At 47.6% G+C, this 12,164-nt stretch carries 12 protein-coding genes; 7 read left to right on the forward strand and 5 right to left on the reverse strand.

Translation table 11 applies throughout. The features are described 5' to 3' along the window. Positions 1–19: 19 nt before the first annotated feature. Positions 20–742, forward strand: coding sequence for a YgdI/YgdR family lipoprotein (locus tag OCV77_RS09740; RefSeq protein ID WP_262574891.1), 723 nt, complete (start codon positions 20–22; stop codon positions 740–742). A gap of 58 nt (positions 743–800) precedes the next feature. On the opposite strand, the gene OCV77_RS09745 is transcribed toward OCV77_RS09740, so the two are convergent. The 5 genes from OCV77_RS09745 to OCV77_RS09765 all read right to left on the reverse strand — a co-directional run bounded on the left by OCV77_RS09745 (position 801) and on the right by OCV77_RS09765 (position 6,538). After that, complete coding sequence (locus OCV77_RS09745) at positions 801–1,829, reverse strand: ROK family protein (RefSeq protein ID WP_262574892.1); 1,029 nt, start codon at positions 1,827–1,829, stop codon at positions 801–803. A 5-nt stretch (positions 1,830–1,834) separates the two neighbouring features. Further along, positions 1,835–2,773 (reverse strand): BadF/BadG/BcrA/BcrD ATPase family protein, encoded by a 939-nt coding sequence (locus tag OCV77_RS09750; protein WP_262574893.1) that lies wholly within the window; start codon positions 2,771–2,773, stop codon positions 1,835–1,837. A 23-nt stretch (positions 2,774–2,796) separates the two neighbouring features. Continuing rightward, the gene (locus tag OCV77_RS09755; RefSeq protein ID WP_317246629.1) at positions 2,797–4,089 is read right to left on the reverse strand and encodes a 6-phospho-beta-glucosidase; all 1,293 of its coding nucleotides are present in this window, start codon (positions 4,087–4,089) and stop codon (positions 2,797–2,799) included. Between the two features lie 161 nt (positions 4,090–4,250). Then, positions 4,251–5,090, reverse strand: a complete 840-nt coding sequence (locus OCV77_RS09760; protein ID WP_262574894.1) for a TPM domain-containing protein — start codon at positions 5,088–5,090, stop codon at positions 4,251–4,253. Next, entirely contained in the window at positions 5,087–6,538 is a 1,452-nt protein-coding gene (locus tag OCV77_RS09765; protein WP_262574896.1) for a TFIIB-type zinc ribbon-containing protein, read from the reverse strand. The genes OCV77_RS09760 and OCV77_RS09765 overlap by 4 nt, the downstream gene beginning before the upstream one ends. 144 nt (positions 6,539–6,682) lie before the next feature. Between OCV77_RS09765 and OCV77_RS09770 the strand changes: the two genes are divergently transcribed. From OCV77_RS09770 to OCV77_RS09795, 6 genes are all read left to right on the forward strand, one after another. Continuing rightward, the gene (locus OCV77_RS09770) at positions 6,683–7,351 is read left to right on the forward strand and encodes an HAD family hydrolase (protein ID WP_262574897.1); all 669 of its coding nucleotides are present in this window, start codon (positions 6,683–6,685) and stop codon (positions 7,349–7,351) included. Positions 7,352–7,425: 74 nt separating this feature from the next. Continuing rightward, on the forward strand, positions 7,426–7,812 hold the full coding sequence (locus tag OCV77_RS09775; protein ID WP_118798012.1) for a helix-turn-helix domain-containing protein: 387 nt from the start codon (positions 7,426–7,428) through the stop codon (positions 7,810–7,812). A gap of 99 nt (positions 7,813–7,911) precedes the next feature. Continuing rightward, positions 7,912–8,841, forward strand: a complete 930-nt coding sequence (locus OCV77_RS09780) for a glycosyltransferase family 2 protein (protein WP_262574899.1) — start codon at positions 7,912–7,914, stop codon at positions 8,839–8,841. 3 nt (positions 8,842–8,844) lie between these two features. Continuing rightward, entirely contained in the window at positions 8,845–9,633 is a 789-nt protein-coding gene (locus OCV77_RS09785; protein WP_262574901.1) for a glycosyltransferase family 2 protein, read from the forward strand. Next, positions 9,633–11,045 carry a sugar transferase gene (locus OCV77_RS09790; protein ID WP_262574902.1) on the forward strand — a complete coding sequence of 471 codons (1,413 nt, stop codon included), beginning with the start codon at positions 9,633–9,635 and terminating at the stop codon, positions 11,043–11,045. Before OCV77_RS09785 ends, OCV77_RS09790 begins: the two co-directional genes overlap by 1 nt. Continuing rightward, a complete protein-coding gene (locus OCV77_RS09795; RefSeq protein WP_262574904.1) occupies positions 11,029–12,156 on the forward strand; it encodes a YveK family protein in 1,128 nt (375 codons plus the stop codon). The genes OCV77_RS09790 and OCV77_RS09795 overlap by 17 nt, the downstream gene beginning before the upstream one ends. Positions 12,157–12,164: the final 8 nt, after the last annotated feature.

Genomic DNA, 12,164 nt, shown 5'->3' on the forward strand with positions numbered 1-12,164 from the left:
CTTCAGAATGGAGGAAAATATGAAAAAGTATTTGGCAGTGCTTCTTGCAGCAGCTATGGTATTTGCGCTGGCAGGCTGTGGCAGCAAGGATGCAGGAACAGATGAGAAGTCAGAAGGTGTTATGACCTATGAAGAGTACATGGCAGCACCGCTTGACAGTGAAGTGGTAATTGAAACCTATGTGCAGGCAAAGCAGTCCTGGTGGGATGATCAGGCAACTGTTTATTCTCAGGATAAGGATGGCGCTTACTTCCTTTACAATATGGCATGCTCCGAGGAGGATTATGAAAAGCTGGTTCCCGGAACCAAGATCAAGGTGACCGGTTACAAATCTGAGTGGTCCGGTGAAGTAGAGGTGACTGATGCTGTATTTGAGATCGAGGATGGCAGCTATGTAGCAGAGGCAGAAGATGTAACTTCTCTGCTTGGCACAGATGAACTGATTGGTCATCAGAATGAGTTTGTAGCCTTCAAGGGAATGACAGTAGAGGATTCCGGTGATGGCGCAGCTTTCCTGTACAGCTGGGATGGCTCAGGCAGTGATGGGGATGATCTTTATTTCCAGGTATCCTACAATGGACAGACCTATACCTTTACCATAGAATCCTATCTTTGCGATAATACAACGGAAGTATATCAGACCGTAAAGAACCTGAAGGTTGGTGATACTGTGGATATGGAAGGCTTTCTTTACTGGTATGAGGGTGTAAATCCTCACATCACATCTGTAACTGTTAAATAACAGAACCAGATTACAGGAATTTTCTGCCGGCTGCTCATAGCACCGATTGGTGTCCTGCTTATTTCAGAAGATGGACACCCTTGTCAAGCAGGGAAAATCCTCTGTCAGCCAGTCCCTTCTGGTAACATTCTGTAGAAGAAGAGGTTCCGGAAAGGACTGGAAGTACAGAAGGGGGAAGAGCCTTTTTACAGGCTGCCTCAATAATGGACATAAACTGATCTGTGATCTCTGCACCGCCAATAACTATTTTATCCGGGTTGAGAAGACAGATTATATTGATCACGATCTGGGATAGAAGACTGGCTCTTTCATCAGCCTCAGCACAGAGCAGCTGGCTTTCCACGCTCTGCCTGTTACCGATCTGCATATAACCGGCTTCTCCGGCAAAGCTTGCAAAGCCGTGGTATAACCTGCGCCCGATGATAATACCGGCACCGAGACCGGTGCCATTTATCTGCAGATAGATCAGGTTCTGACAGTCAGATTCATCTATCTTGAGATAGCCAAGAGCTGTAGCGTTGATGTCATTGATGACGGAAACCGGAAGCGGAAACCTTTTTCGCAGTATAGCTCCTATGTCCTGATCTTCCCATTCGGGGATCTGGGAGATGGCATATACAGTGCCTTTTTCTGAAACAGCGCCAGGCAGGCCGATGGATATGGCACCGGTATCAGGAGCTTCTTCCAGGAGCTTTTCGATTACTGTACAGAGCTCTTCTGTGTAGGAGGCACCATCCTGATGCTTACAGGTAAAGGAACACTCTTCTGTCAGGTTCATATCTGTTATACAGCAGGTGAAGCCGTTCATGGTCACTGTAATGCAGGCAATCGCAGACCGCTTGCTGTTCAGTGTAAAAACCTCAGCCTTTCTGCCACCGGTGGAATCAGCGCTGCCAAGAGAAAGAACGGTGTTGTCGGTCATCAGCTCACGGATGAGCTGATTTACGGTCGGCTGGCTGATCTTTGTATAATTACACAGTTCTACACGGCTTGCAGAGCCGAGTGTCTGAAGCGCATCTACGATCAGACTGATATTTATTTCTTTCATGACCGCTGGTTTACCGGTCAGTTCTTTTTTTCTTGTCAAAGCTTTTATTTCCTTTCTTTTATGTCCTGCAGGATGAACAGAGCCATTCTGACAGCACCGGTCACAGGCTTCCGGGTAGGGAGCACAGGATAAGCTGCAGGGGCAGCGGTGCGTACAGCTTCCATAAAGGGATCAAGAAGCAGAGGATCATCTGAGTGGAACAGACTGCCGATCAGAACGACAGGTACCTGTTCATTTTCCATATGAAGTCTCCGGATTACTGCAGCAGCATAGAGCCCTTCCTCATGGCCTAGATCCTGGATCAGCATACGGCAGACAGAGTCACCGCTGTTGGCAAGCTGAAAGACAGTGATAGGAAGCTGATAGCGTTCCTTGTCGGAAAGAGGGTTCTGCTTTAAGAGCCGGCATACATCTTCCATCGTGGAAACACCGAAAATGGGAGGGACTGCTGCTTCAAGAGCTGATTTCTCATAGGTCCCTTCGTCAGACCGGAAGGCATAATGCAGTGCTTTTTCTACCAGATCACCACCGCCGCCATAGTTGCCAAGGCGGTAATCCAGGTTACGGAGCGTCAGCTCATCACCCTGTCTGTTGCAACCGGCATGTCCGGCGCCGGTTCCACAGATGGAAACAACACCAAAGGGCTCCTTTAAGGCAGAGTACATGCCGATCCAGGCATCATGCACTACCCGGAAGGGAACGCCGGGCAGTACTTTTTCGGCAGCCGGATTTAACAGGGCAAGATCATCTTCACCATCAGCACCTGACATACCAAGCACAGCGTAGGAGAGATCCTGAAGAGTAAGGTCTGCCTCCTTAAGGGCGGCAGAGACCGCAAGCTGCAGGTTCTCCTCTGTCTGCCTGATTCCAAACAGCTGGTGCTGGGAAGCCCCGGCAAGGCCTTCGGCAAGAATGTTTTCGTTTTCATCTGCGATCACACAGTGGGTTTTAGTTCCACCGGCATCGATACCAAGTACATACATGACAGGGCTCCTTTCTCACCGGATTACTGAAAGAAGGCGGGCAGGTAAGCCCTGTGCGCTTCTAACAGCTCATTCAGGATACCTTTGGCATCTCTGACATCATGGATAAGGGGATTGTTTAACAGGGCAATGAGTGCCTTGTTCCTGTCTCCGGTTATGGCAGCTTCAATAGTATACTCTTCATAAGCCTTGACCTGACCGATCAGACCAAGTACGGAAGCAGGAACGTCAGAAGCAAGGGGAGCGGCACCGTTTCTGCCGATGCGGCAGTTTACCTCGATAACGACATCGTCAGGCAGCTGGGGGATAATTCCATTGTTGAAAACATCCACAACCTGGACATCGTTTGTATCATTGTAGATACTGTCGATCAGGCAGATGGCAGCCATGGAATACCTTGCGCCGCCACGCTTTGCCAGTGCGGCAGGCTTTTCCCTGAGGTTTATATCCTTATAGCATTCAAAGAGGTTCTTTTCCACCTCCTTTACCTGAGCTGCCCTTGTGCCGGTAAGACCGATCGCTTCCATTTTTTCATGCTGGAGAGCTTCCTTTTCGGTGTAAAAATACTGCATATAAGGAGAAAGAAGGCAGCCAAGCTCCTTAGCTACAGCATCCATTTCCGCATCCTTCTGAATATTCTTTACAACACTTTCTGTGTTTTCAACGCTGACAGCATCCAGGATCCTGTCTTTGCCCTGATAATAAGCGTGGTTCATGACGCTTAAGTGGTTCAGGCCGATGAAGCGGCAGTCAAGCTCGTCAGGGGAAACGGAAAGACGTTCTGCTGCGTCATAACGCATATTGATGGATACGTTGCAAAGTCCGATACATTTTACCTTGGTATTCTTCAGAATCGCTTCTGTAATGATACCGGATGGATTGGTGAAGTTGATAAGCCATGCATCCTTACAGACCTCTTCCATATCGCGGCAGATGGAGAGCATGACGGGAATGGTACGGAGTGCTTTGAAGAACCCACCGGGGCCGGTTGTCTCCTGACCGATCACATCATATTTAAGCGGGATCCGCTCATCCTTTTCCCTGGCATCCAGACCACCTACACGGATCTGCGCGATAACAAAGGAAGCGTCCTTAAGACCCTCTCTCCTGTCGAGTGTGTAACGGACAGAAATGGGAAGTCCGGCCTTCTCTGCCATACGCTTTGCAAAGGCTGTGTTAATGGAAACCTTTTCCTGGCCTTCAGGAATATCGATCAGGACGACCTCTGTGACAGGAAGGGAATCCTTGTGATTGATGATGCCTTCCATTAATTCAGGTGTGTAGCTGCTTCCTCCGCCGATAACTGCAATTTTCATAGTCTTGATACCTCCTCTATTTAAACTTATTTAATAATCTTTAATAAGTACAATATGATACTAACACAAGACTGAAGGTTATGCAAGAGGCTTGACGAAATTTTTTTAAGAAAATTAAATAAGCAGCAGCCTGATTGATACCGTATAGGAGAACAGGAGGATCAGAAGCTGTGTCCGCCACCGCCGCCTGAGCTTCCTCCTCCGCCACCGCCACCTGAGCTTCCTCCACCGCTGCCGCTGCTGGAAGGGTTATAAACCTTGGTAGTGGTTGTTTTTTTGGCAGCTGCATTGCGGAAGGCAAAGGAGGCCTGACCGGCAGAAAGAAGCTCTTCATCAGAGCATTTTCGGCTGCGGGAAAGAAAGCTTACCAGGAAGTAATTCAGCAGGGCAGAAAGAAGAAGAGCCAGCAGGGCATTGCTGATATATTTCATGGGCATGGCAATTTTCTGTCCCTCAAGCAGAGATGCGATCTGGTCGAAGGCATTGTCTGCGCAGGTGAAGTAGTCTCCATCTGAAGCGTAGGTGTATATATTATCGGTTATAACGTTGGCATAAGAGGTCGTAACTGTCCTGTAAACATCACCATCACTGAATATGTACAGCTCGCGGTTATCCATATCGATCAGAAACAGGGTACCATTCACCACGCCGCTGCCAAATGTTTCGTGGAAATAGGAACGGGCGTAGGAGGAGGTTGACTGTGGATTATAGTCAATGCTTTTGAAGGCCACATTGCCATAATAGCTGACACGCTCCATGGTATCGGCGAGAAGATTCTTTTCTTCTGTAGTCAGAAGAGCTGCGTCATCCTCGATCAGGATGTCGTAGCCGGTTTCCGGATTATACCAGGAGAAGGATGCAGATTCTTCTGCCGATACAGTGCCGGCAGGCAGAAGACCGGCAGCCAGTAGAGATAAAAGAACCGCCATTGTTACAGCTTTCAGGAGCTTTTGGGAAACGTGTTTTGTGATATTTTCAATATAGCAGATCAGGTATTTCATGCGTCATCCCCCTTTCGGGCAAATTGCGGAAGAGGCCTTGTAGCCAGTGTATTATATTTCAGCAGAATGGCTGCCATGGTAAACAGTGTGCACAGGAAAGTAAGGAAGCAGCCGCCATAGTACCAGATATCGGATACCGGATCTATCATAAGAACGATAATGGCGATCACAAGGGCAAACAGGGAACCAAGGAACCCGGGAAGCTGCGTGCCGAAAACAGGAGCTTTACTGTAAGTCCAGAATTCCCCGAAGGTCATGGTAAAGGTTGCTTTCTTTGTTTTTTTCCTTGACTTTTTTTTCATCTGTCTGGCGGCAAGCTCCTGGTAGCCTTTATCGTCAAGCCTTGTTTCACGGCGGTAGATCTTACGGGTTTCCAGCCAGAACAGGATAAAGGTGACCACAGACAGAAGGGCAGACAGTATCAGAAGCCCGGTCGGTGTCAGGATAAGTACTGGATTTAACAGGAGGAAAAGCAGAACTGCAAGAAGCAGTGTGCTGATCAGGTATTTCACCGGATCAATCGGAATATCTGCTGAGATCTTCCCGGTCTGTCCGTTGACGGTGGCATAGGCCACACGGTCTTTATGCCGGTAGGACATGAACCAGACAGGATACATAAGAGCTTCCGGGCGTTTTGTTTTCGTGCAGAGAGAGGTATTCTGACTGGAGAGTGTAATGCCGGGATCCGGGTGAAGGCCTTTGAAGGGCTTCATCTCCCTGATCCGCTTCATGCTGGCAGTGTTGGCGATCTGCTTGGCGTCTTCGATATAAACAGTTTCCCTGATATCAGAAATATCTGCATAGAAACCGCTTAAAAAGGCGGGGGTAAACTGCTTTTCGTCACAGGGCTGATAAGGAGCGATCTGTCTGCTGATAGTATCGTCAAGAGTAGCTGAGGCATCAAAGGAAAGATGGCTGTAGGAGGCATCGATATCGCCTGTGAGACGGTAATGATCGGTGTAATCATAGCTGCCCTTGCGATATTGTTTTTTTCCTTTGAGCTGCGCAGCTCCCTTCTGTACTACATGATAGCAGTAATAGGGAATGTATATGCCGCGGAACTGGTTCAGCGCTTTTTCCTGCTTCAGCTCCTTTGGAGCGAAAAGGGCACGGCGCATCCGGCCAAGATAAGCCTTTTTACAGGAATCCTCCGTAATTTTAAAGGGAATGATGCGTACAGGCCGCTTTTCATTGGAAAGCCGGCCGGACAAAATGGTAGAAGCGCCACAGAAGCTGCAGAATTCTGCTGCAGAATTATCGGTACTCAGGATCTCTCCGCCGCACTGCGGACAGGTGAAAATAGTTGCTTCAAAGGCAAAGAGTTCTTCTGCGTCATTTTCCTTTTTCAGGGAATACGGATCAAAGGTTGTCTGGCAGTAATCACATTTCATCAGCTGATCTTCAATGCTGAATTTCAGATTACCGCCACAGTTTGGGCATTCGTACATAGGATATCCTTTCTTTTCTATGACTTTTGACAAGAAAATTGAACTTGCCACTTGCGAAGATACGGGTAATCTCTTATTCTATAGTAGCGAAAACAGAGCAGATGTTCAATAAAAGAATTTGAGGAAATGTTTGAGGAAATGTATATGAAATACAAAGCAGTGATTTTTGACATGGATGGAGTGATTTTTGATTCAGAGCGGCTGAGTCTGGCCTGCTGGGAGGAGACAGCGAAGAAATTCGGACTGACAGGCATTGAAAGATACTGTGATCTGTCAAGGGGTGTCAATGAAGCAGGGTCAGCTAAGATCTTTTACAGCCTTTATGGGGAAAATGGCCTGACCTATGAGGAATGCCGGGCAGAAAATTCAAGACTCTTTCATTCAAGGTATGATGGAGGCAGGCTGCCGATGAAGAAGGGTGTGACAGAGCTGCTTCCTTATCTGAAGGAAAAGGGATGGATCGTGGGACTGGCTTCTTCGACCAAGGAGGCTACTGTGACGCAGGAGATCCGGGATGCGGGACTGATGCCGTATTTTGATAACCTGACCTGTGGGGATATGCTTAAGAAAAGCAAGCCAGAGCCGGATATTTTCCTGATGGCATGTGAAAAGCTTGCTGTGAAGCCGCAGGAAGCCATTATCATAGAAGATTCCCATAATGGGATCCGGGCAGCCAGCCGTGCCGGGGCAACGCCTGTAATGGTGCCGGATATGATGCCGGTGACAGAGGAGATGAAGGAGCTTGCCTATAAGATCTGCAAAGACCTGCTGGAGGTAAGGATCTGGCTCGACAAAAACTTCCCAAGGGATTAAATTATAGAAATAAACTATTTGCATGGTTGATTTTAAAGAAGGGACGGTTTGGATAGAATAGTGACTGTATTACAATGCTGAACGGTGGTGAAACAGTGACAGTCAACTATGAGGATCTGGGAAAACGGATCAGAAGGAAACGGTCTGAAAATCATATATCACAGGCGGCTCTTGCTGAAATGATCCAGGTATCGGTGCAGCATATGAGTAATGTGGAAAATGCCAAAACCAAGGCAAGCCTGGAAACAGTGATAGAGATTGCCAATGCGCTGGACTGTTCACTGGATGAGCTGGTCTGCGGAAGCCTGAAGAAACAGAGCAGGCAGATCTATCAGGATGAGGTGGCATTGCTGCTTGAGGTCATGCCGGACAGCGAACTGAAGATCATGCCGGATGTCCTGAAAAACATAGATTATATTTATCGTACCGGTGTAAAAAGTGCACAGAAAGAAAACGATTAGAGCAGTCATGTGGAGAAGCCCCATATGGCTGCTTTTCTTGTGCTATTTTTCAATGTGTGATATAGTAAATCTAACTATCAAAATGCAGGAGGTAGACAATTGAAGCTGCTCAGTGCGATTGTGCCCTGTTACAACGAAGAAGAGAATGTTCCTTATTTCTATGAGGAATTTATCAAAAACGAACCATACTTTGAGGCTCATGAGATCGGCTTTGAGCTGTGGTATATAGATGACGGTTCCAGAGATGGAACCCTTTCTGAGATCAGGAAGCTGCAGGAAAAGGATCCGCGGATACACTATGTATCCTTTTCAAGGAATTTTGGTAAAGAAGCAGCGCTCTATGCCGGATTTGAAAAGGCACAGGGGGATTATGTGGCATGTATGGATGCAGATCTGCAGGATCCGCCGTCACTTCTGCCGCAGATGTTTGAAGATATTGCAGCAGGCTATGATACTGTGGCAACAAGACGTGTGACAAGAAAGGGAGAACCCCCGATCAGATCACTGTTTGCCAGATTGTTCTACAGGCTGATGAACTGTTTTTCAGAGACGGAGATCGTGGATGGAGCCAGAGACTTCAGGCTGATGACAAGACAGGTGGCAGATGCCATCCTTTCCATGAAGGAGTACAACCGCTTTACCAAGGGGATTTACGGCTTTGTGGGCTTTAAGACAAAGTGGATCGAGTTTGAAAATGTGGAGCGTAAGAAGGGAGAAACAAAGTGGTCCTTCTGGAAGCTCTTTATATATTCCCTGGAAGGGATCACCTCCTTTACGACTGCGCCGCTGGCATTCGCAGCTTTTATGGGAGTTGCTTTCTGCCTGGTTTCGTTTGGGCTGATCATCTTTACGATCATAAGGAAAGTAATTTTTGGAGATCCGACCTCCGGATGGCCATCACTCGTATGTATTATTTCACTGATCAGCGGTGTACAGCTGTTCTGCCTTGGAATTGTCGGCGAGTATCTTGCCAAGACGTATATGGAGGTAAAAAATCGTCCAATCTATCTTGTAAAAGAGGAACGATAGCGTATGCAGCAGAATCTGGTCAGTATTATCGTACCGGTTTATAATGCCGGAAATTATATCGAAGAAACCATACGCATGGTAGAAGCACAGACCTATCAGGACTGGGAACTTCTGCTGATCGATGACTGTTCTGTTGACAACAGCCGGGCAGTGATCGAAGCTTATATAAGGGAACGAGGGCAGAAGCTGTCTTTTGAAGAACAGAAGAAAAAGGAGATCCGTCTGATCCGGCGTACAGAGAACGGCGGTGCTGCAAGGACAAGAAATACCGGGATAGCAGAAGCACAGGGAAGATATATTGCGTTCCTGGATGCAGATGATATCTGGATGCCGGACAAGCTGACAAGGGAAGTGGAATTCCTGCAGAAAAAGCAGGCAGCATTTGTATTTACCTCGTATGAATTCGGGGATGAACAGGCAAGGGGTACGGGGAAGATCGTACATGCCCCGGAATTCCTTACTTATGAGAAGGCACTGTCAAGAACAGTGATCTTTACGTCCACTGTGCTGATCGATACAGAAAAGACTGGCAAGGGACTTGTTTACATGCCGCTTGTAAAGAGTGAGGATACGGCACTCTGGTGGAAGCTTCTGAAAAACGGATTTACCGCCTACGGACTGGATGAGGTACTGGTTATTTACAGAAGACCGGCAAAGTCGCTGTCATCCAACAAACTGGAAGCCATCCGCAGGATCTGGTATCTGTACCGGAAAGAAGAGAAGCTTCCGCTTGTAAAGAGCTGTGTCTGCTTTATGCTGTGGGCATACCGTGCCGCAAGGAGAAGAATGTAGTGAAACGCTTAGAATCATTAAAGAAGATTATCGTATTATGGCTTTCGTTTGCAGGACTTTTGCTGCAGACTGGCATATATGCTTATATATGGATGGAGTATTATTATCCCATCATCAGTAAGTTTACACTGAGGCTGAAGTTCAATCAGAACGGACATCTGGCTATGTTTGCCATTTATTTCGTGCTGCTCTTTTTCTTTGACAGTACCTATGGCGGACTGAAGATCGGTTATCTGAAACCCATGGATGTATTTATGTCCCAGCTGTTTTCGCTGCTGTTTGTCAATGTGATCACCTATCTGCAGATCTCCCTGATGAATGGCTGGTGGCTGGAACCGAAGTATTTCCTGGCAGCAACCCTTGTGCAGCTCCTGATTGCCCTTGTCTTTAACCTGATCTGCAACTGGTTTTACCGCAGGGTGTTCCCACCGCGGGAGATGCTGCTTGTTTATGGAGAACGGTCGATCGAGGATATCCTGCAGAAGTTTGCGTCCAGAAAGGACAAATATCATATTGCAAAATGTATTAATATCCGGGAAGGCATGAAGGCAGTAGAAAAAGAGGCAGTAAAAGGCTACGGGGCAGTTGTCCTGTGGGATATTGCTACAGAAGACAGAAACAGGCTGCTTAAGTTCTGTTATGGTCAGTCGATCCGTGTTTACATGATGCCAAAGATCCCTGATGTACTGGTAAAGGGCTCTGATCAGCTGCATCTCTTTGATACACCGATCCTTTTAATCAGGGAGTACGCTCTTACGGTAGAGCAGAGACTGGCCAAGCGTCTGATCGACGTTATCTGTGCGCTGATCCTTGTGGTGATCACTTCACCGGTCATGCTGATCACGGCAATCTGTATCAAATGCTATGATGGTGGTCCTGTGCTGTACAGGCAGGTGCGCTGTACCATTGGCGGCAGGGAGTTTAAGATCACGAAGTTCCGCAGTATGAGGGTGGATGCCGAGAAGGATGGTGTGGCAAGACTGGCAGCCAGGAATGACAGCAGGATCACTCCGGTTGGCAAATTTATCCGTGCGGTCCGCATTGATGAGCTGCCACAGCTCTTTAACATTCTGGCAGGGGATATGTCCTTTATCGGACCAAGACCGGAGCGGCCGGAGATCATCCGCCAGTACGTGGAGGATATGCCGGAATTTGTATACAGGATGAAGGTAAAAGCCGGACTTGCCGGTTATGCGCAGGTTTATGGCAAATACAATACAACACCATATGATAAACTGAAACTGGATCTTTCTTATATAGAGAATTACAGTGTCTGGCTGGATATCAAGCTGATGCTTCTGACACTAAAGATCCTGGTCAAAGCAGAGAGTACAGAAGGAGTGGACAGCACTCAGGTAACAGCGATGAAGCAGGAGGAGAATGTGGAGGAGAAGCATGGAAAAGATGAGTGAGGATTACAGAAGAAGAGAAGTGGACCTGAAAAGACTTTATCTTTGCTCACAGGGAAAGCTATGGCTGCTTTTACTGTTAACGATCCTGGGAGCAGTTATCGGTGGTGTGAGTTATCAGGTCATAAAAGCGACCAGGATGCCGATCACCTACGCGGCAGAGTCCAAGCTGTATATCAGCTTTGGCATAGACGAAAGCGGCGAGGTGTATCAGTATTATAATGGATATACATGGAATGATCTGCTTGATACGGATCCGGTGCTTGACAGGATCATGGAATATGTGCCGGAAGGCTACAGCAGGAAAGAGGTACAGGAAGCTACTACAGCAGAGATCCTTTCTGATATCCGTCTTCTGACCATTACGGTAGAGGGCGGCACAGAAAAATTTGTCAGGGAGATCCAGAGTGCTGTAGAAGAGGGTCTTGTGGACTATGCAAGGGACAGTGCAGAGCTGAAGAGGATCGATGTGATCCGTACGGAGGATCCTGTGCGTGTTTACTGGGATGACAAAACTGTGACAGCGGCTGTGATCGGCGGTGTGGTCTTTGCTGTGATCTCCTGTCTGATAGCAGCATTTCTCTATCTGCTTGATGATGCGGTTTATGTACAGGAGGACATTGAGAAGAAATATTCCTGTAAGCCGCTTGGCATTTTGTTGAAGAAACAGAAGGGACTGCAGCCCTATGCCAGAGAGCTGCAGGCTGATTTTTCTTATATCCTGGCAGAGCATAAATGCTTTGGTCTGATCGACATGGATGATCACTGCATAGAAGGAAAAGAAGATCTGGAGCTGGTACTGAATGCTGTTCCGGGTGAATTTGTAGGTGGAGACGGAGAGGCAGGCGGTCTGACCTGGACACTGCCAAAGAGTGAAGAGGAACAGGCACAGGATGTTTGGCATGCAGAAGCATTTGACGAAGGCATGCTTTCTGAAAAAGAGCTTGCGAGGATCCGGGAGCTTGGCGGGGCTGTATTACTGATCCCTTTTGGCAAGGATGTGAGCCGCAGGACAAGCCGTGTACTGACACTCCTTTCCAATCAGGACTGCCCTGTGTTTGGCATGGTGATCTCTGGTGCAGATGAGGATTTCGTAAACCGGTATTATCGATAGAAGGAAAG

The organism is Suilimivivens aceti, from assembly GCF_025567405.1.
Taxonomy (GTDB): Bacteria; Bacillota; Clostridia; order Lachnospirales; family Lachnospiraceae; genus Suilimivivens; species Suilimivivens aceti.